This is a genomic window from Luteimonas mephitis DSM 12574 (assembly GCF_000422305.1).
In the GTDB taxonomy this organism is placed as follows: Bacteria; Pseudomonadota; Gammaproteobacteria; order Xanthomonadales; family Xanthomonadaceae; genus Luteimonas; species Luteimonas mephitis.
This window is the reverse complement of sequence record NZ_AULN01000014.1, coordinates 451,743-471,857: the sequence shown is the minus strand read 5'-3', so window position 1 is coordinate 471,857 and position 20,115 is coordinate 451,743. Positions and strand designations below refer to the sequence as shown.

Genomic DNA, 20,115 nt, shown 5'->3' with positions numbered 1-20,115 from the left:
CTCCTTGGCGAAAAAGGCCGCGGCTTTTTTTAGAATGTCCCGCTCCATCTTCAACCGGGCCACTTCTTTCTTCAGACGCTCGATCTCCGCCTGTTCGGGCTTCATCTGCCCTTGGCCCGGGAAAGCCTGCTGCGGGTCCTGGTCGTAATCCTTGAGCCACTTGCGCAGCACATTCAGATGGATCCCCAAGTCCCGGGAGGCTTGCGCCACCGATGTTCCCCGCTCCCGCACCAGCTTGACCGCCTCAACCTTGAACTCTCGGGTAAAGGTCCGCTTTGCCATTTGCCACCTCCGGTTTCATCATCACACCTAAACCAGGTGTCTGTGAAACCGGCAGCAGTCCAAACAGCGGGGCGAGCGAGGCGTTCTTACAGGAATTTACATCCGGATGTAAATTTACATGGACGCATCCCGGCCAGTCTCGGCCTACTGGATGCGCAAATGCGCCAGGGCAGATGAGTCCAATGCTCTTGGCGTAATCTGAGGTAGGCGAAGATTAGGGATGTTTATCGAGGGTAGATGGGGAAGCATTTGATCCAAGCCGGCGTTCGGAGGGGTGGTCCCACCTCACACCTCCAAAGCCCCCACTGAACCCCAATCGTGAGGAGGATCCTCGACCGGACGGTGCCACACTTTCAGGCTGACCTTTCGGGCATGGACGCTAGGAGCACACTTGCCGCAGTATGGGTGTGAGACCGCCCCCACGTTGGATCCATCTACTCTCAAGACGCAATCTTGGTCTTGTGCGAATCCGCCCTCATCCTTAATTCAAATGACGATTGAACTCAGCGAAAAACCCGTAAGCGAGGCTGTTAATAAGCTGTCTTGGCAGCTTTTGGAGGACCATCTGGCAGAGACCGCGCTGACTCCAAAGGATGTCGAAAAGCTCGTCGGCCTCATTCGGCGCAATGAGGCGCTGGTCTTGAAGAGGCTCAATCAGAATAAACAGAAGAATCGAGAAACGTTCCTCGAGAAGCTAGCAGCCTACCTCGATGACAAGGGCTACCCGAAGCAATCTACGTTGGTGCGATCGCATTTAACGCGCCTGAATGAGATCGACGGTGTCTACCAGTCGATTCTTGGACTGCTCGCCAAGAGCGTAGCAGCTGAGCTCTCTCCGGCACTACGGGTTTCCGCACTACTCGACCGATCTAATCGCGAGTACATCGACCTGCTTACGCAAATGCACCAGAACTCTACCGTTGGAAGGGTTTTGGATCTCGGAAAAGTCACGCTGAAAGGAGAGGATGGGAACGAGTTCAGCCCTGAGGCGGTTCACGAACTCCTTCTTACGACGCTCGCAAGCACCCTGGGCATGGAGGCTCATATCCACGGCTGGTATGACGACGAGGGGGTGCTTGTGTTGCCCGCGCTTCCTGCGACGACCGACCGGGACCGTTTCGCTGTCGGGTCTGTGCAGATGCTAGCTGCAGCTTGGAGGCATTGGCAGTTCTCGGAACGCCGGCACCGATATTTGGGTGCTCCATTAGATCGGAAAGAGGATCTTGCACCGGCCTGGGCTGAGCACGGGGTCAAGCGCGTGTGGGATTCGCGCCCAACTGATGACCGCCTTGAGCTCCACAGCTATGCTGCCAATGCTCGGTTGGCAGAGCGTTTACTGCAACATTGGACGGCCGTTATTTCCAAATCGCATTACGATAAGGCGATCTCCGGCACTGACGGCACGGTTGAGCTGTTGCCGAGCCAAACGATCTCGCTTCATGAGATTCACGGAGCTTCTGCGCTCGGTCAACTGCTGTCATACGAGATCACGGATGACCAAACTGAATACGCGGGGTTGACGCTCGCGGAGTGGGTTCGCGGATACTCCATTCTCCAAGATGTCGCCGACAAAGCTTTGGAGTCTCGCGACGCTGATCGTTTGACCATCCGATTCAGCGACGCCGAACTTGTTAGTCTGTTGCAGCGCCTGAACCTCAAAGGGAACAAGGCCAAGATCTTTATCGGACATGCAACCTACCGGAAGGCAAGCCGCGATCTGTTTGACCAGCCTCTGATCAAGCTACAGGACGGAGGCTATCTGCTGCTTGCCATATCTGCTGCCACGTCTTCGATTCCTACAATCATCCTGTCGACGCTTGGGATGCTGGAGGTCAACCTTGACGGGCGAGGAAAGCGCTTCGAAAAGCGCATGATCGAGCTCTTGGGAAAGCATGGCATCAACGCCAAGAACATAGTCTGCGAACGCGGTGGTGAAGTCTACGACTACGATGTGGCGTTCGTCTGGGGAGGCTACCTATTCCTGTTCGAGTGCAAGAGCCGTGGCCTTTCCGGTGGAGATCCAGTCCGGATCTACTTCTTTTCCCTTGGCATTCGCCAAGTCGTTAAGCAGGTCACCCGGTTGGCCGAGGGCCTCAAGCAATACCCCGACATCCTAGCTACCTACATGCCAGAAGCTGTGGGCAAGCAGGTCGTTCATTGCGTGGTCAACTCGCTGCCGTACGCGATGTTTACTGAGGAGGATGCCATCCACTTCGCCGATGAAAGTGGCATCGCCAGGTTCTTCCAGCAGTCAGCAATCGGATCGCGCAGCTTCAGCCGAGAGGCCGGATGGGGTGCTATTGATCCGGCGTCTGCGACTGCGTTTCTTTGGGAGGGTGCTAAGCCGACTCCAGAAGACTTCCTACGGCATCTTAGAACCCCGATTCAGCTGGTCAATGTCGTGTCTCACCTAAAGCTCAAGCCGACCCAGATCGCAGTTGGCGGGGAGGAGGCGCTTCAGTTCATGGACTTCCTGCGCACTGACTGGACCGCAGACAGTCTGCGAGAAGCCGCCAGGAAGGCTGGCTATCGAACTGGTGGCAATCCAGCTGCGGCGAAGTCATCCCCGTGAATCGGTTTCACTAGCTTGGCAACAAGCAACTGCCCATCGGTCCGGAATTGTGGATTAGGAAGATTTATCGTGGGTAGGGGAAGGCAGCTTCCGACCCGAAGCGGACGTCAAATGCGCTTGCTGCAGTGAACGGCGACAGGTGTTTACAAAGCAAGCATCGGAGGCCACAAATTGGATACCAACAAATATAGGGCGATAAAACGTGGACGATCCTAGCTGGAAGGCCCTCGAGAAACTCTGCTACCGCATCCAGCGACTAGTGCAGGACGCGGGTGCAAAGGTCGAGTGGAGTCCAAAAGGCATCAAAGATCCGGACACAGGGCAGGCACGACAGGTCGATGTACTGATCACCAGCGCTGACGACAAGCGCACGACTGTGGAGTGTCGAGACCATGCGGACTCGCAGTCGGTCAAGTGGATAGAGGAGCTCGCTGGACGCAAAATTAGCCTGAATCTCGACGGCATGATCGCTGTGTCGAGGAATGGTTTTTCCGAACCGGCACGAGTCAAGGCGGCCCGGTTTGGGATCATGCTCTACGACTTTGATTGCCTTTCCGACAAAGAAATCGCGTCTTGGGGAAGTGTCGCACGCGTTGAATCAGATTTCGTGCAGTTCCATCATGTTGAAATAGTTGCAGTCGTTTCAAATGCTGACATTGGGAGCGTTGCCTCTGTCCCTACTTTCGTACATGGAGGGCGAGACGGCTTTGCGGCTGTGCTGGATGCTCTCCGCGACTCGGTAGAAGAACAGCCGAATTTCGATCTTGAAAAGCAACTGGATCCAGCCGGATACACCGTGGACGGAGTAGGAATCATTTCCCTACGCTGTGCGTACAAAGGCGAGGTGGTGACGCGAAGTGCCTCCTGTACATATGCCGCTATGATTGACGCGCCAGGGACGGCGCGTCAGTTGCGTGAAATTGGCGTACAGCGCTTTGATCACTCAATCCACGAGGTCGTTCAGCACGACGGGAGAGCACATGTGCTTGTCGATTTCAGCAGGCTAACTCCGCCGCCTAACTCGATTCTTCATACCACGCGGGTCACTTTTCCGAAAGAAACTGCTGTGGATCACTTTGAGTTAATTGGCGACAAGCGCTTGCAAGTGCCGGTGGATCAGATTGGATTGTTCGTCGTGCCGTCAGGGCTGATGCTTTCAAATGCGGCGGTTGCTTAGCTGTAGGCGTGATTCGCGCTTACCGCGCCGTGGGGCGCGGGATGCACATCAGCTCAAACTTGTGTTGGGTCGGTCTCGACGAAAACCGGATGGCCCAGATGTCTCAACTTGAGGGGGCCTTCTGGCCGATGAGTTTTCCCTTGTTCCAAGGCTCATGGGGATGCGAGGTGTGGAGATATGCCCATGGCAATCTCCTGCCGGAGGGGAATGGCGATGGTCCTCTTCTAAGTGCAGGACAGGCGTGGTGCGACCATTGCGACCACTCGCGAGGTCACTTGTCAGCACCTGCTGTGTAGCGGTTGCTGTCATTAAATCCATAACCTGGCGCTCTAAGCAGGACTTTCAATGATTCGCCGCGCTGCGAGCCGCGGAAACAAGCCGATGAGGCGGTTGGCGGCGATTGGTCAGATACCGTGAGGAGGCTCGAGAAATCAGACGGGGTACTTTGCCCAGAAGGGCGCCGAGCGCTATCAGGCGTTGCTTTGGGCGTCCGGGCGTGGAGTAAGCATGCTGGTGGGGGAGCAAACCACGATTTTTCGAGCGCCTCTAGTTAGTGCGACGTAAAGGTGTGCCGCCGTCATAGCCTGTGGCTCAAGCACAACCGCGACATCGGCCTCAAGTCCTTTGAGTAGCAAAGTGCTGCCAACTGACCGCCGAGCAACCGGCCGGCTCATATGACGTTGACGCTCGCGCGCTTGAAGTGCTGCTTCCTTAAGCGTGCAGGTGCCTCGAGCGGCGACCTGCATAGCAGCTTGGCAGCAGCGCAGCATCTCGGGACGGTACACATGAGTGCCCGGCTGCCGCGCAAAGGAATGCAGTAACCGAGAAGCCTCTGCGACGCTGGGACCTTGAGCAAACGTCAGGGCTGCAGCCTCGATCGGTGTCGGTGGATTGCGAGGCCTGCCATTCTGCAGAACGCGCACACGTTCCAGCAGCGCGGCCGGCCGCACTCCGGTCATCAGGCTCGCAGCAAACGCGACCACTTGCCCTAGCGAATTGGCCCCTACAGGGTCAAAGGCTCGTGCGAACTGGATGAGTTCCACCAGGTCAACGCGCTCCACAACTGATGCGCCAGGTGTCTGGCTGGTCAGCTGGTGGCGCCCACGGACATTCATTGCGTCGCCGATGATGAGCACGCTGTCCTGAGCGTTGCGCCCGCGAGTCCTGGCGGCGGCCCGACGCTGCCCGTCGGCCGTCTCCGCGGTCAGTTGCACCCATTGCACTTCTGGCGGGGCCCCTTGCAGGTCTACGGGCTGTCCGGCTTGAAGCAGCGCCCGCGCGTTCAGCAGCCATTGCCCCAATTCCTCGGTGCCAGCCCGCCGCCAGCGCCAAGGTGTCTGCAGCATGCCGACAAAAGGAAACTGCGCCTCGACATCGACTTGCCAGTTGACCAAACGATTCCCCCCGAATCCAAAGATCGCTTGCATGGGATCGCCAAGCACGCATGTTGGCAGGGTCTGCGCAGCCCAAGCCACCAGGCGATGCTGCACCGCGTTGCAGTCCTGGTATTCATCGACTAGGAGCCTCGCGTAAGTAGCCCGCAGCGCCGCGTTGATGTGTCCGGCCTCAAGGAGGCCGGCCGCTGCTTCTCGAATCGCTGGATAGTCCTGGCCTGGATTTGTGAGCTCAAGCGCCTGGGCAGGAAGGCCACTGCGCAGTGGAAACTTCCCGGCGAGTCGCATCGCGAACCCATCGATCGTCGAGATCCGGTACGCCGAGCTGGGGATAGCCGCTCTGGCCATGCGGGCGCGCAATGCCGCGACACCGGCATTGGTGTGGGTCAAGACCAGGATGGGCTTGCTACCAGTGTGCGCAGCCAACGTATCGGCGATGAGCTGCGTCTTTCCACAGCCCGCCGGAGCAGTGACCGACCCGCGTGCGACTGCGAACAGGTCGAGTTCAGGCGGCATGGGTCCATGCCCACAGTCGATTCATCACGTCCACGAATCCGGCTTCAGAGGTTTGGCACTGCGGTCCCACGATCCTGCGGCCGACATGCTGATAGGCAGAGACGGACTTGAACCAGCCGTTCTTGTTGACCCGCGATGCGCGGCCCAAGAGCTCACGCGTCGCCGCCGAATAGATGCCCTGCGCTGCTCTCTCCGCCTCGATGGCTTCAAGAGTCCGCTGACCTTCGGACTTGGACCGAATGTGCTCGGCCACGTCATCGCGGCCGATGCGTTCGATGGCGTAGCCCAGCAGGGCGTCGATCGCAGCGTCCGTCATGCAGATGAACAGTTCATCCTCCAACGCGCGGCCTGCCCGCCAGGTGAGGAGATCAACACCCTCGGCAGCGAGGGTCGCGAGGAGCGCCGGTGTCGGCGCCTTGTCTGCATCGATGAATGCAGTCACGTTGTAGCCCAGTCGACGCAAGACGAGCGCTTTCTCCAGACACTGGTCTGGCGTGCTGCCGCCTGCGTTTACGTATGCGCCGCCGAGCGCGAAGAACGACGTTAGGTTGTGATCCTCAACGCCGTATTGGTCGAGGCCTCGTGCCAGTCCGATCTCACTGGCTCCTTCGCAGACCAGGATCGACTTCGCAAGGAACGCCTCCGGGTCCGTGCGCAGGATGCTTTGCACCTGATCGGTCACGCCCGCAGGGCGCACGACATGGCCATCCCCCTCACGCCGTACGATGAACAGCTGGTTGCCGGAGAGCTCGCGCAGCGCTACGGGCGAGTGCGTGGTCATGAATGCCTGCAGGGGCAGGTTCGCGTCCTTGGCTCCCAGGGAATCGAGCAGACGCTTGAGCCGGTGAGGCTCCAGGCCGAATTCGACTTCGTCCACGAGTGCAATGGTCGCCGCCTGAGCGGCTTCGCGCTGCAGCCCCGCCATCAGCAGGCGTGCCGACCCCGTCCCCAGCGAGCGCAGCGGAATGCCAGTTTCGCTGTGCAGTGCGATCGCACCATCGCCAATGGAGACCGCATGCGCGTCCAGCATCGCCTGGGCCTGGCCCACCGGCACACCCAGCGTGGTGGCTGCACGCGTCACGATCTGTAGGGTCCCAGCCAGTTGGGCTCCCGCCTGGTTGCCGAACCCTGTCCTCGCGTCCCGCGCTGCACGAGCCAACTCGGCTCCGAGATCGGGGCGTTCGGCAGTCAGCCGGTTGAGCACCGAACTACGGCTCCAGGACAGATGAGTGCTGGCGTAGTTGCCGATGCGCGCCGGCGTCAACGCGGCGCGATGCTTCCAGGCGAGCCCGCGTTCCAGACCTTGTTCTTGCGCCCTCTCTGAGTACAGCTGCCACGACGGTTCTAGGTCGGCGCCGATCTCGAGGCGTAGCGTCAATACGGTCTCGATGTCGATCCTGGGTTCCGGCTCGATCTGCCCTGTCGTTGCATCATATCCCCGCAGAAATTCGCCGTAGGAATCCAGACTTAACAGTTCCTCAGACAGGTCACCCAGGGTCACTGTGATGACGATAGGCTCGCTAACGACAAGCTCATAAAAGTCTGTGTCGGCAATACTGATGCTGCGTCGCGCGCCCAGACATAGATCAATGGCATCAAGGATTGTCGATTTGCCACTATCGCCTGGCCCAATGAGGCAGTTGATGCCGGGTGAAGGCGCCCAGTCCAGTGTCTTGATCGAGCGGAAGTTGCGGATTTCCAGCCGTCGGATGCGCGCCATGTCCCCCCCAAGGTCGCATGCATTATGCCGTCGAGTATCCGCTATTTTTGGGCTTGGTTCGCCCGCCGCTGCAGGACCCTATTGCTACAGAGACCTCGACGCTCGCTCAAGGCGTGGCTCCTCGCAAGGTGGTCGTTGATGGATGGCCGCGACCAGCCTGGAACTGTGGCTCGCTGTCCTGTGGCGCATGACTGCTCCTGGCCGGAAGTGCACGGTGGGCTAAGGTACCTGGACCAGTTACTGGACGGACGGAAGGATACCCCCCAACGACGCGAGCCCCGCCACTCGCACGGTGTCGTATCCTGTACACACCGCCAGGACGCGCAGGGCAGGGGGCCCACGTGCCAGACGCCGCGAGTACGGAAGCAGGATCCCAAGCCCAGGCTGCGGCTGACGCCTTCATCGCCCGGTGGAAAGGCGTTGCAGCCTCGGAGTTGTCCACCTCCCAGAGCTTTCTGATCGACCTCTGCCGCCTGCTTGAGGTCGACGTCCCGCATCCCACGCCCGAGCAGGACTACATGTTCGAGCGGCCGATCACCTTCCTCCACGGTGACGGCAGCACCAGCGCCGGGCGGATCGACCTGTACCGGCGCGGCGCCTTCGTGCTGGAGTCCAAGAAGCTGCGCTTGGGCTCGCACACCAAGGGCTTCGACGACGCCCTGCTGCGGGCCCGCAGCCAGGCCGAGGCCTACGCCCGGGCATTGCCCGCCGGCGAGGGGCGGCCTCCCTTCGTGGTGGTCGTGGATGTCGGCCGTCGGATCGAGCTGTATTCGGAATTTAGCCGCTCGGGCGGCACCTACGTCCCGTTCCCGGACCCGCGCAGCCACAGGATCGCGCTCGGCGACCTGCGCCGGCCGGAAATCCGCGAGCGCCTGCGGAAGGTCTGGCTGGAGCCGCTGTCGCTGGATCCCAGCCGCGAATCAGCCCGGGTCACCCGCGACATCGCCGACCGTCTGGCCAAGCTCGCGCGGAGCCTGGAGCAGGGCGGCCATGCGCCTGAGGCCGTTGCCCAGTTCCTGATGCGCTGTCTGTTCACCATGTTCGCCGAGGACGTGCAGCTGCTGCCGAACGACAGCCTGCGCGACCTGCTCGCGCGCCACGCCGAACAACCCGACGTCGCCATGCGCATGCTCGCCCAGCTCTGGCGCGATATGGACGCCGGCGGATTCTCAGCTGTGCTGGCGGGCAACGTACTGCGTTTCAACGGCAAGCTGTTCAAGCAGCCCGACACCCTGCCGCTGGACCGTGCCCAGCTGGAGCTGCTGCTGGAAGCCGCCCGCGCCGACTGGAAGCACGTGGAGCCGGCCATCTTCGGCACCCTGCTGGAACGCGCCCTCAGCCCGAAGGACCGTCACAAGCTTGGCGCCCACTACACCCCGCGCGCCTATGTCGAGCGCTTGGTGCTGCCGACGGTGATCGAACCGCTGCGCAAGGAATGGGGCGAGGCCCAGGCCGCAGCCGGCACCCTGGCGGCGGAGGACAAGACCGACGCAGCCATCGCAGAGCTGCAGCGCTTCCACCACCGCCTCTGCACCGTTCGCGTGCTCGACCCTGCCTGCGGCTCGGGAAACTTCCTTTACGTCACCCTGGAGCACCTCAAACGCCTGGAAGGAGAGGTGCTCAACGCGCTGGATGAGCTCGGTTACCGTCAGACCGACCTGGCCTTGGGTAGCGAGCGTGCCGACGCCGCCGCCGGCGAAACCGTGGATCCGCACAACCTGCTGGGGATCGAACTCAATCCGCGCGCCGCCGCGATTGCCGAGGTGGTGCTGTGGATCGGCTACCTGCAGTGGCATTACCGGACGCGTGGTGACGTGCATCCGCCGCAGCCGGTGATCCGGGACTTCCGCAACATCGAGAACCGGGATGCGGTGCTGGCTCACGACGGCGCGGAGTTCGTGGTCGATGAGCACGGCGTACCGGTGACGCGGTGGGATGGGGAGACGATGAAGGTATCGCCGGTCACCGGGCAGCTGGTACCGGACGAGGATGCGAGAAGGCCGGTAGAGCGATATCTCAATCCGAGGAAAGCGGCGTGGCCGGAGGCGGACTTCATCGTAGGGAATCCGCCGTTCATAGGCTCGAAACGCATGCGCGATGCGCTGGGCGACGGATACGTGGATGCGCTCCAGGAGGCATGGCCTGAGCTTCCCCAAGCAACCGATTTTGTGATGCGCTGGTGGCACCACGCGGCGCTTCTCGCTCGTAGAGGCGCGATCCAACGGTTTGGCTTCATCACGACCAACAGCCTGCGCCAAGCCTACGTGCGTCGCGCGGTCGAGATCCACCTGGAAGGCGATCCGCCGCTTTCACTCGTTGATGCGATTCCAGACCATCCATGGGTTGACTCCGCCGACGGCGCTGCCGTGCGAATCGCAATGACTGTAGGCGAGGGTGGCCGTCGGTCCGGAAGGCTCAGGACGGTCACTAGCGAATTTGACGATGGGGCAAGCGGGAGCGACGACCTGGTAGCTGGTATCTTTGCCAAAGCGGGACGTATAAACGCCGACCTGACTATTGGGGTGGATGCTACGCAGGCTTTGCCACTCCGCGCGAACCAGGGCCTCTGCTCGGTGGGAATGAAGACCATTGGCTCCGCGTTCCAGATCGATGAGGCTCGCGCGCGCTCGTTGGGACTCGGATCCGTGCCTGGGCTCGAACGGCACATCCGCCCATACATCAACGGGCGGGATCTCTCGCAGACGTCGCGAAACATCTTCGTTATCGACTTCTACGGACTCGACGCAGATGAGGTGCGCGCAAAGTTTCCAGCGGCGTACCAGCATCTTCTGGAGCGCGCGAAGCCGGAGCGTGATCACAACCGAAACACCGTCTTCCGTGAGCGCTGGTGGGTCATCGGCCACCCTCGGCAGCAGTTCCGTGCCGCTACGGCAGGTCTTGATCGTTACATCGCGACATTGGAGACGTCCAAGCACCGCTTTTTCAGCTTCTTGCCGATCGAAAAGACGCCGGATAGCTCTCTGGTCACCATCGCAGTTCCACGTGGGGAGGTTCTTGGCATTCTCTCCAGCACAGTCCACGCGGTTTGGGCGTTAGCTACGGGCGGTCGTCTGGGCGTTGGCAATGATCCTCGCTACAACAAGACGCGCTGCTTCGAGACATTCACGTTCCCAGACCTCGATAGCGCCGACAAGTTCGGCGGCCCCATCGGCATGGCTATAGTCGGCGCCGACGGCAGCACGGGCGAGACGCGATCCTTCGGCGAGTACCCCTCCCCCCGGATTTGCGCCCTTGCCGAGCAGCTCGACGCCCACCGCAAACGCCGGCAGGCCGAGCATCCCGGCCTGACCTTGACTGGCATGTACAACGTGTTGGAGAAGCTGCGTAGCGGCGAGCCGCTGACCGCCAAGGAGCGCGCCATCCACGAACAGGGCCTGGTGTCCGTGCTGCGGCAGCTGCACGACGAGCTCGACGAGGCCGTCCTGTACGCCTATGGCTGGGGTGACCTGCTGTCACTGCTGCGCGTCGCTCACGGAAACGACGCACCGGATGACGGGCAATCCCGCGACGACAGTGGCCGAGCCTTCGACGAGGCCGTACTTGAACGCCTCCTCGCCCTGAACGCAGAGCGCGCCGCCGAGGAGGCGCGCGGCCACGTTCGCTGGTTGCGCCCGGAGTACCAGAATCCGGAAGCGCACATCCCGGAGCAGCAGGCCATTGAGACCGCATCCGGAGAAGGTGACGAAGGTGTACCGGCGATGATCCCGCAGGCCAAGCCCCAGCCCTGGCCCAAGGACGCCGTTGCCCAGGTGCGCGCCGTGGCCGATGTTCTGGCTGCCAGCCCGGTTTCGCTCTCGGTCGATGAGATCGCAGCCAGGTTCACTGCCCGCGGGCCGTGGAAGAAGCGGCTTCCAAAGCTGCTGGAAATGCTGTCCGCTCTGGGGCATGCGCAGGAAGACAGAGGCCGCTTTTCCGGCGCATGATCCAGGAGATCCAAATGACCGTACCCACCTACGATCAATTCATCGAGCCGATCCTCCGCTTCCTCGCCACTCGACCGGAGGGGGTTCAAGCCCGGCAAGCACACGAGGCAGCAGCGGATTCACTAGGGCTGACGGAAGCCGATCGCGCGGTTTCCCTGCCGACGGGGCAGGCGACATACAAGAATCGTGCGGGATGGGCACATGACCGTCTCAAGCGTGCAGGGCATTCGGCCAGTCCCAAGCACGGGATCTGGTGCCTGACCGACGCAGGGCGCAAGTTCATTAACGACAATCCGGCACCGCTTTCGGCGCACCAGGTGGAAGCGCTGGCGCGGAACTATCTGGATGTGAAGCTGAAGCCCGACGTACCAAGCACCCTTGGTCCTGACGAAGCCGACGGACTGCCGGACAACGTGCAGAGCCCTGACGATCGCTTGCAGACGGCGCTGGCTGAGATCCGCGCGTCCGTCAGTTCCGAGCTCCTCGATCTTCTCCTTCAGGTTTCACCAAAATACTTCGAGAGCGTCGTCCTCGACCTGCTACACAAACTCGGATACGGCACCAGCCGCAGCGACCTGCAGCGGGTCGGGGGGAGCGGGGATGGCGGAATTGATGGGGTGATTTCCCTAGATCGGCTGGGACTCGAAAACGTATACGTACAGGCTAAACGCTGGCAGGGCGTAGTGGGGCGGCCGGAGATCCAAGGCTTCTATGGTGCCTTGGCGGGACAGCGGGCAAACAAGGGCGTGTTCCTTACGACTTCGAGCTTTACCGCACAGGCGGTTGAGTTCGCTCGATCGGTCGAGCGGATCGTGCTTGTGGATGGTGCAACGCTCGCTAGTCTCATGATGGATCACGAGGTGGGTGTGTCGTCGCAGAACATTCGCCTTCCGAAGATCGACAGTGACTACTTCGATGAGTAGTGCAAGCCATTCGCATTGTTATTGACACAAGGAGTCAATTTCGTTGGCCAAGTTCCTCAACACCAGCGCGACCAACTACTTTCTTGAAGAGCTCATCAAGGACGCGAAGGACCGTCTTATCCTCATCAGCCCTTACCTCAAGCTCAATGACCGGGTGAAGGAGCTGCTGGCTGACAAGAACCGGCTCAAGATCGACGTTCGGATCGTCTACGGAAAGAGCGAGCTGCAACCTGCGGAGATCACATGGCTGCGGGAACAGACCTACATCCGGACCAGTTTCTGCAAGAACCTGCATGCCAAGTGCTATCTCAACGAGGAGCTGTGCATCGTCACCAGCTTGAATCTCTACGAGTTCAGCCAGGTCAACAACAACGAGATGGGAATCCTGATTCGCCGCCAGGACGACGCCGAACTGTATCGCGATGCGTACGAAGAGGCGCAGCGCATCATCCGCATCAGCGATGAGGTCCGGATTTCCATGGAGCGAGTCACTGCGCCTGAGGAGCCGGCTGATGCTGAGCAGGATGCCGGGCAGGAGGATACCGGTGATGGAGGCAAGCTGACTTCATCCAAGCTGGCCCGAAAGCATGGGATGAAGACGGCCGAGTTGCTTGAGAAGCTAGTCGCTACCGAGCTTCTAGAGATCAAGGACGACAAGCACTATCTGACCGAGGCCGGAAAGGCCGCCGGCGGTGAGTTCAGGATGAGCCAGCGATTCGGTCCTTACTTTCTCTGGCCCGATTCGCTGGAGCCCTGACGCGTCATGGATTCTTCCCGAGGCGGGCGCTGGGGCAGTCGCGCGGTTCTAAATCGTCGTTACGATCGCCTGGCGACTCTCGACCCATTGGAGTTCGAGCGCGTCGTTGCGGACTATTACCGGCGCCAAGGCTATGCCGTCGAGCACTGCGGCACCGGTGGCGGTCGAAACCGCTTCGATGGCGGGATCGACCTGAAGATGTACCGCGATGGCAAATACACCATCGTGCAGTGCAAGCGGGAAAACGCACGACAGGTAACGCATAACGTCGGTCACGAGCTGCTCGGCGTGCTGCTGACCGAGAAGGCGGACCATGCAATCGTCGTCAATACCGGCGAGTTCACGCCCCATGCCATCGCGACCGCCAGGAAAGAGTCACGGTTGCAGCTCATCGATGGCGACGAGCTTCGCAAAATGCTGCCGGAATACTCGGTTCCCGCTGCTGGCCAAGCCAGTGCCGCGTCGGCCCGCAGCGGGCTTGACTGGCCCCTCTCTGGCCCTCCGGCTCGTCCCGCGCCGGTCAGAGTGCGATCGGGAAGCGCCAAGCGTGAGAGCCAGGATGGAACTAGGGCCTTGATCTCGCTCGTGGTCCTGGCCGCCATCGTTCTCTGGCAGTGTTCCACTCGTTCAATCCAGAATAAGGCTTCTCAAACCCGCTCGGTGCCCGAAACAGGCCATGCGCCAGCGTCCCCTACGCGACCTCCGCCTGCCGTAGTGGAAGTGACATCCATTCCGATCGTGCAGGAGACAGCCTCTCTGCGAACTCGGGAGCCCGTGCGCCGAGATCCGGTCGAGGCGCAACGCCGGGCGGAGGAGGCGAGCCGGATCCTTGAGGCCACAACTCCCGAGATGGACCTCTTTCCAGACTCTCACTCCATCTATCGGGAGGGGGATCCCTAGTGCGAGAGCACTGCTCCGGGCGACACAGGTGCAACGATGCACGGCGATATTGGCTGGTTATCGGAGGTAGAAAAGGGCGCCTTCCGATCCTAAGCGGATCGCTCAACTTAAGCCCGTAAAACTCTAGATCGTCAGAGCCACATGACGTCAGCGAAGATGCGATTGCCGCCTACTGTAGGCCGCGATGCGAAAATGGCCTATATGCCAAGAAATGGAGCCAGATAGGTGATTCATCACTACACGAGCGTCGCCGCCCTTAAAGCGATACTCCGTTCCGGTCGATTGCGTTCTACTAGGCTTGATCTATTCGACGACGTGATCGAGGCTCAAACGGTTGCGGGAATCGACTTCGGGGCACAACTGTTCGCTAGTTGCTGGGTCAAGCAGGATGCAGAAGATATTGTGCAATGGAGCATGTATGGAAACCGCATGCGCGGTGTCCGAATTTCACTCCCTGACGATCCCTTTGAGTGGAATTTGCTGAATGCACACCACCAAGTTCCTGGTACAGACGCCAAGTGGCAGTTCGACAACGCCGAAGCGCCGTTCTCGTTGGACGAGGTATTCGGTGATGGCTACTTGCTCCTTCCTGTAATCGACCGTGGCCGCTTCCTCAAGGAAGTTTGTTATGTCGAAGACGTCGCGGAAGCATATAAGCAGCATGTCAGGAATGATGGGGATAACATTGTGATCGACGGCCACCCTGCGGAGCTTGCCAAATACAAATGGAACAGATGGGAGTTCCAGCGAGAGCACCGTTTCGTCTTGACTACTCTGCGTGGGCCACGCAGCACGGCCAATCCCCAAGAGTACGGCGCACGCTACTACGACCTGGTGCACGATCCGCTGTGGCACCGGCAAGGTGCGTTGTCACCACACATTGACCTGAAGATCGCCCCGGAAGCACTGCAAAAAGCTGTCGTGACGATTGGTCCGCTGGCTTCGGATGAGGATCGGGACCAGATAGGTCGGCTGTGCAGCCGATATGCCCCAAGTTCACGGATCAAAATGAGCGAGTTCCAAGGCACGATGCGCGAAAAGGCGTAGGAGGGGCGCAAAAGTCCGATTCTCGTCGGCAGCAAACGCTGGCGAGCTGATTAGATGGATTTATCGGGGGCAGGGTGGGCATGCAATCACCCGTCACCCTTAGCGAACGCCAAAAAGCAAACTGGGCTCTTTATACATCCGCCATAAAGGATCTAGGGGCATCGTCTGCTGAGCAGGCTTGAATTCGTAGGTGACTGTACCCGCCGCATCACACAGGCGAAGTGATCGACGGCGCGAACAGCGTCGGCATCCGTTGCGCAAACAGTTCTGACAGCCTCAATCAAACACGCCACCGTAAAGCTCAGCCGTGATGTAACCATTTCCGCGCACGCTTGCGGACAAGACTTCGCAACTAGATTTGTCTGCGGCCAATTCAATGGCGTAAGCAAAAGGAACGCCCACTATCCCCACAACCCGCACTCCGCTTACTTTCTCTCCCCAAGGAACAAGCCTCTTGTCCTCGCTGTCCCAAATTGCGTTGTCCCAATCCCAGTGGGAAAAGGCGACCCGCGCTTTGCAAGTCACATGGCCGTACAGCAGAAAGGAATTGTCCTCACTGGTAACGCGATAGGCAGTCTCGATTCTAATTTCTTGATCATAGACTTCCAAAATTTCAAGCTCCGCATCTTCTACGTCTTCTGCATGCACTATGTATTGAACTAGTTCTTCAGATGTCTTGGCCTCAAACGCCTCTAAGAATTCATCCAGAATTTCCTTGTCAGCTTCAGACACTTCTTCAATGTTGAGATGGACCATCAACTCTTGGAAGGTGCTTAGTTCAGTGATGTGGTCCGCTTGATCTATGGCCTTGGAGAAGTCCTTGTCTGCGGTGATGAAGGCAATTGGCTGATCTTCGCTAGCCGCTGACGCAACCGCCGCAAAAATGAAGGCGTCTGGGAACTGGTCCTTTTTAGATGATTCTGAGAACACCCCTTTGCCATGGGTGTAGTCGTTCAACACCGAAAGGGGAGGGACATCATTGATGGTCAGAGGCTTCGTCTTGAATTCAAGAACGAACTTCTGATTCAGACGTTTGTGGTACTCACCGAAGATCTTCTGCCAAACCTCTTCCCTGGTCAGGGCAGGTAGGTTGATGCCCAAGTGTTCTTCTGCACGTCCTTTAAAGTCGTCTTTGAACAGTGGCTCCAGCGCTTCGAGATCCTTTTTGGCCCACCGCTTGGCGATCTCAATGATGGTGAGGTCGGTGGTAACCACTCGGATCAATTCTGAATCCACCAGCTCTTTTAGCACCAGTGCCTCCGACTTGTCGAAGTTCTTCCCGAACTGCAGGAACTTGTTCGCGTCGATGAACACTTTTGCAGTCATGCTGTGAGCATCCTTCTAATGACTAGACTAGCGAATGGAAAGGGTTTCAACACCTCATGTGAGCGCGCGTGCGATCCAGCGCTCATCATCAAGGTTGTGGCTGTACAGTCATGGAGCGCAACTAACTCGAATAGGAATATCTATCGGAGTTAGGGTGTGGCTAACCGACAGGTCTGCTTCTATAGCGTTCAAAAAAAGATTGCTAAGAGCTAATTGGTTGCTCCGGGTGGCGGCCATTCGGGTGACGGCCATTTCCGTAGCGCATCTTCGAAACTCTGGACGCCATCGCATTCAGTCGCCTTCCGTTGCAGGCTGATCGACCCGTGTGTCGGGGAGTTGGTCCAATAGAAGCCTCGCAGCCTGTCACCGCCCAGCAGTTCGACTTCTCCGGTCCCTTTGACCCGTTCCTGCGCACCCGCGTAGTGCCTATCTAATTCGTAGATATAGGCCAATACGGTAATTGCGTGACGGTTGTTCTGGATCAGCGCCTCAAAGGTCGATTGGCCGCGCTGTTTCTCCGTATAGCTGCAGATCGAGATGTCCAGATAGGTCTGGCGGATGACGAATACGATTGGGATCGGCTGTCCATCCTTGAAGTAGCTCGACGCAAGATGGCCGAGCCACACGCCACGAAGGTCCGGCCGCCCCATCCATCTCGCCAATGGTCCAAGTCGCCATCCGAATCTGTAAAAGCCCGCAAACAACAGGCCTGTCAGAGTGATAGCCAGGAAGACAGACTGCAGAACCGCCTGACCGAAGGGATGGCCGAGGCACCCCCATCGGAATAAAGAGATGGCGGCGGTCAGCACCAGCGCGGTCACGGCGAATACCTTCGTCAACCGCGACAATTCCACGCCGGTTAACGTCAGGCTTGCCATTAGGCTTGCACCTCTCCACCCAGCGCGCGCCCTTGCTGAAATACAGCGGGGGCGCCCTTGTTGCTCAGCAGAGCTGTATAGGAAACCGATGCAATCCTGGAGCCCGCCATCGCCGCCATATGCCTCGCGCCTAGCGGCAAGCCTTGGGAATTCGACTGGCGGAGAAACTCCACGGGCGGAGACAGGAACTGCGAGATATGCGTTAGCGCGAACGAGCTGGCATCGATGAGGTGAAACCCGTCGTGCCACGGCGAGGTAAACGTTGAGATCTCCGCCAGCAGTGACGCCAGCGTCCGTCGATCGGCGACGGGTAGCGTTTGCGGGAATAGCGCTTGATCGCCGAGCGCGACGATAGGAAGGTCGGCCAGCGAAGAATAGAAGATCAAGCCAAGGCCGGAGAACGCATGCGTCGCATGCGATTGCACCTGCCCAAGCAGGTCGAAAATTTCGTCCGGGCACAACTTATTCATCGGTCGAGATTACATGGGCCCTGGGAGTACTGTCGACGCCGGACGACGGGAGAGCATGCCGGCAATCATGGCGACGCCCACCACTACGTCAGTTCGGCCATCGAACGCAGCCCGGTTGTGGTGCCGACACCGATCCAAAGACGATCCTGGGTGCCGGCAATTACGAAGAGCATCGGCGTTTTGCGCTTGCTGCAGATGCGTTGCCATCCAACCATATCGATCGTCGACGGCGAGGGGCTATGTTCTGGGTGGGTATGCCACTCGCCCAAGTAGTCCATGGTCCCGCCACTTTCGCGCCATCGCGTGAGTGCGGCCTGCTGGTGCGGCGCGGCGGAACGAAAGAAACGGGTCCTGCTTGCATGGTCAGGAGCCACCGGCGCGCTGGCCTCGGTCACGTGCAGGTGGGAACCGCGCCGGTACCCCAGCAGGATGCCGCCGGCTTCGGGCGCGCCTTGGCGGAGTTGACGGTGCCGGCCGAGCACCTGGAGCACCCGTTCTTCGATCAGGACGAAGCCGTCATCTTCGGGTCGCCTCAGGATGAGGGGACTGAGCATCCCGGGCATCCCTCGAGCGGCGAGACATTCTGGTTCTTGATCTTCCTGGCGCCAGCGCCTTCGATGTAGCGGCTCCGAAAGCGCGGCGAGACGTCGCCCTTGAGCCAGTCGATGACCATGTCGATAGCAAGGGCGGAAGAAGACATCGGCGCGGAAACGGCATACGGGGTGTAAGCGGTGCAGCCGACGACCCTTGTCTCCGGATCATGATCGATGACAGGGAATCGCTGCGATCGCCTAGGGTCGTCGTTCCGGCGCATGCAGCGGAAACAAGCATATTTGCGCTGATCTACCCACAGCGCCTGGACACACTCGCCGTTGCCGACGATCCACGTGTGCAGGACCGGCACGCCCTCGGTGCCGGACTTAGTGCGGCGGTTCGCATTGATCGCCTCGCTCACCGCCTCCTCGCCGGTCGCGTCGATGACGAGGTCGCCGGCGATGTCGGAAGGGTAGGCCGCCCGCCGCGGCTCGGCGACGATCCTGGTGTGGGGAAACTGCCGGATCAGTGTCTCCCGCAGCGCGACCGCCTTGGGTTTGTACAGGCTGTCCATGCCGAGGAAGTGCCGGCCCAGGTTGCCGGGACCGAGCTCGTCCGGATCGATCAGAGTCAGCGAGCCGGTGCCCGATCCCGCACCCAGCTTCACCAGCGCCTGCGCGAGGTAGCCGCCGATCGCGCCGCAACCGACCAGCGTGATCCGCCGGTCCTTCAGCGACGGGAATTGCAGGTTGCGGCTGTGGATGAAGTCCGGGCTGATCTGCCTGACACTGACCCGCGTAATCGGAAGTTCGTGCCCCTTGCCGTACAAGTGCTGCCGATACCCCGATGGCTTGCGCTGGTGCATCAGCGTGCGGTTGGAGTTCAGGTCGAAGAAGAATCCGAACCAGCCGGCCGGACTGTCGATTAGGAACTGGACCGCCTTGAATCCCAGCCACTCGCGTTGCCCGAGCACGGCATGGATGCGCTCCATGGCCGTCGGATCCCACGACTTGATCCAGGCGAACATGTCGGCAATCGTCGCGGGCAGCGTGCCCGGCAACGTCGGTGACCGGGTGCTGCGGACGATATAGGTCCCGACCTTCATGCGCCTGGGCGCTGGCCAGCCGCGGGCCTGGGCCAGCGCCTTGACCTGCGCTTCGTCGCTGGCGGCGATGACATAGAGACCGTCGTCAACGGTGATGCCAAAACAAGGCACGGCGCCGTCGCCGGTGGCCTCGGCGAGCAGCACCGGAGCAGGCAGGGGGCGCTGGCCGATCTCCCAGTTCGCGCCGAATTCCTGTTCGAACTCGCGTTCGCGATACGTCGTGCTCCCGCTGAGTCGATCAAGCTCCCGCTGCGCCTGTTCGATGCACTGCCAGATCGCGTGGTCGGGACGATAGCGGTCGAGTACGACGCGTCCCTGCATGAAATAGCACTGCACCCCGTCGCCGGACACGTGCGGAGTCAGCGCGGGCAGGAACGCCGGGTGCTCGAGGATGACGAGCGTGGGGTAGATCGTGAAATCCCAGTCCGAGATCTCGAGCCGGACCTTGACCGGACCCTTGGCGCACTGCAACTCGCCGACGAAGCAGCGCGCCGAACCTGGGCGCTTGATCGGCTTGAAGCCGAGCTCGCCCAGTTTCGTCAGCCCCAGCGCGAGCCGCGACGCGGGCAT

Annotated in this window: 15 protein-coding genes; 7 read left to right on the top strand and 8 right to left on the bottom strand. The window is 60.2% G+C overall.

What is annotated here, in order from left to right; translation table 11 throughout:
* Positions 1 to 282: IS3 family transposase (locus tag H570_RS0106910; protein ID WP_027080100.1), on the bottom strand; the 282-nt coding region annotated here is incomplete at its 3' end.
* A gap of 490 nt (positions 283 to 772) precedes the next feature.
* Between H570_RS0106910 and H570_RS0106905 the strand changes: the two genes are divergently transcribed.
* Positions 773 to 2,854, top strand: a complete 2,082-nt coding sequence (locus H570_RS0106905; RefSeq protein WP_027080099.1) for a hypothetical protein — start codon at positions 773 to 775, stop codon at positions 2,852 to 2,854.
* Positions 2,855 to 3,056: 202 nt separating this feature from the next.
* Entirely contained in the window at positions 3,057 to 4,031 is a 975-nt protein-coding gene (locus H570_RS18530) for a restriction endonuclease (protein WP_084499890.1), read from the top strand.
* 470 nt (positions 4,032 to 4,501) lie between these two features.
* Here H570_RS18530 and H570_RS0106895 read toward each other — a convergent pair whose 3' ends face one another.
* On the bottom strand, positions 4,502 to 5,941 hold the full coding sequence (locus tag H570_RS0106895) for a UvrD-helicase domain-containing protein (protein WP_027080098.1): 1,440 nt from the start codon (positions 5,939 to 5,941) through the stop codon (positions 4,502 to 4,504).
* Positions 5,931 to 7,661: an ATP-dependent nuclease gene (locus tag H570_RS0106890; protein WP_027080097.1), complete on the bottom strand. Its 1,731-nt coding sequence runs from the start codon at positions 7,659 to 7,661 to the stop codon at positions 5,931 to 5,933. The genes H570_RS0106895 and H570_RS0106890 overlap by 11 nt, the downstream gene beginning before the upstream one ends.
* A 341-nt stretch (positions 7,662 to 8,002) precedes the next feature.
* On the opposite strand from H570_RS0106890, the gene H570_RS0106885 reads away from it, so the two are divergent.
* The 5 genes from H570_RS0106885 to H570_RS18860 all read left to right on the top strand — a co-directional run bounded on the left by H570_RS0106885 (position 8,003) and on the right by H570_RS18860 (position 15,232).
* Positions 8,003 to 11,605, top strand: coding sequence for a DNA methyltransferase (locus H570_RS0106885; RefSeq protein ID WP_027080096.1), 3,603 nt, complete (start codon positions 8,003 to 8,005; stop codon positions 11,603 to 11,605).
* Positions 11,606 to 11,619: 14 nt separating this feature from the next.
* Positions 11,620 to 12,528, top strand: coding sequence for a restriction endonuclease (locus tag H570_RS0106880; protein ID WP_027080095.1), 909 nt, complete (start codon positions 11,620 to 11,622; stop codon positions 12,526 to 12,528).
* A gap of 43 nt (positions 12,529 to 12,571) precedes the next feature.
* Positions 12,572 to 13,285 (top strand): phospholipase D family protein, encoded by a 714-nt coding sequence (locus tag H570_RS0106875; protein ID WP_027080094.1) that lies wholly within the window; start codon positions 12,572 to 12,574, stop codon positions 13,283 to 13,285.
* A 6-nt stretch (positions 13,286 to 13,291) separates the two neighbouring features.
* On the top strand, positions 13,292 to 14,185 hold the full coding sequence (locus tag H570_RS18525; RefSeq protein WP_084499886.1) for a restriction endonuclease: 894 nt from the start codon (positions 13,292 to 13,294) through the stop codon (positions 14,183 to 14,185).
* 225 nt (positions 14,186 to 14,410) lie between these two features.
* Positions 14,411 to 15,232, top strand: coding sequence for a hypothetical protein (locus H570_RS18860; RefSeq protein ID WP_156899876.1), 822 nt, complete (start codon positions 14,411 to 14,413; stop codon positions 15,230 to 15,232).
* 276 nt (positions 15,233 to 15,508) lie between these two features.
* Here the strand turns inward: H570_RS18860 and H570_RS0106860 are convergent, their stop codons facing one another.
* From H570_RS0106860 to H570_RS0106840, 5 genes are all read right to left on the bottom strand, one after another.
* A complete protein-coding gene (locus tag H570_RS0106860) occupies positions 15,509 to 16,558 on the bottom strand; it encodes a PIN domain-containing protein (protein WP_027080091.1) in 1,050 nt (349 codons plus the stop codon).
* Between the two features lie 209 nt (positions 16,559 to 16,767).
* Complete coding sequence (locus H570_RS0106855) at positions 16,768 to 17,436, bottom strand: Cap15 family cyclic dinucleotide receptor domain-containing protein (protein ID WP_027080090.1); 669 nt, start codon at positions 17,434 to 17,436, stop codon at positions 16,768 to 16,770.
* Entirely contained in the window at positions 17,436 to 17,906 is a 471-nt protein-coding gene (locus H570_RS18145; RefSeq protein WP_051176188.1) for a hypothetical protein, read from the bottom strand. Before H570_RS18145 ends, H570_RS0106855 begins: the two co-directional genes overlap by 1 nt.
* An 83-nt stretch (positions 17,907 to 17,989) precedes the next feature.
* Positions 17,990 to 18,460, bottom strand: coding sequence for a Mov34/MPN/PAD-1 family protein (locus H570_RS16710; protein ID WP_084499912.1), 471 nt, complete (start codon positions 18,458 to 18,460; stop codon positions 17,990 to 17,992).
* A complete protein-coding gene (locus H570_RS0106840) occupies positions 18,439 to 20,115 on the bottom strand; it encodes a ThiF family adenylyltransferase (RefSeq protein WP_027080089.1) in 1,677 nt (558 codons plus the stop codon). The genes H570_RS16710 and H570_RS0106840 overlap by 22 nt, the downstream gene beginning before the upstream one ends.

Bases quoted from the DNA above. Each gene is read 5' to 3' on its own strand.
- H570_RS0106905 (WP_027080099.1), top strand. From the start codon at position 773: ATGACGATTGAACTCAGCGAAAAACCCGTAAGCGAGGCTGTTAATAAG.
- H570_RS0106895 (WP_027080098.1), bottom strand. From the start codon at position 5,941: ATGCCGCCTGAACTCGACCTGTTCGCAGTCGCACGCGGGTCGGTCACT.
- H570_RS0106890 (WP_027080097.1), bottom strand. From the start codon at position 7,661: ATGGCGCGCATCCGACGGCTGGAAATCCGCAACTTCCGCTCGATCAAG.
- H570_RS0106880 (WP_027080095.1), top strand. From the start codon at position 11,620: ATGACCGTACCCACCTACGATCAATTCATCGAGCCGATCCTCCGCTTC.
- H570_RS18525 (WP_084499886.1), top strand. From the start codon at position 13,292: ATGGATTCTTCCCGAGGCGGGCGCTGGGGCAGTCGCGCGGTTCTAAAT.
- H570_RS0106860 (WP_027080091.1), bottom strand. From the start codon at position 16,558: ATGACTGCAAAAGTGTTCATCGACGCGAACAAGTTCCTGCAGTTCGGG.
- H570_RS0106855 (WP_027080090.1), bottom strand. From the start codon at position 17,436: ATGGCAAGCCTGACGTTAACCGGCGTGGAATTGTCGCGGTTGACGAAG.
- H570_RS18145 (WP_051176188.1), bottom strand. From the start codon at position 17,906: ATGAATAAGTTGTGCCCGGACGAAATTTTCGACCTGCTTGGGCAGGTG.
- H570_RS16710 (WP_084499912.1), bottom strand. From the start codon at position 18,460: ATGCTCAGTCCCCTCATCCTGAGGCGACCCGAAGATGACGGCTTCGTC.
- H570_RS0106840 (WP_027080089.1), bottom strand. From the start codon at position 20,115: ATGCCCGCGTCGCGGCTCGCGCTGGGGCTGACGAAACTGGGCGAGCTC.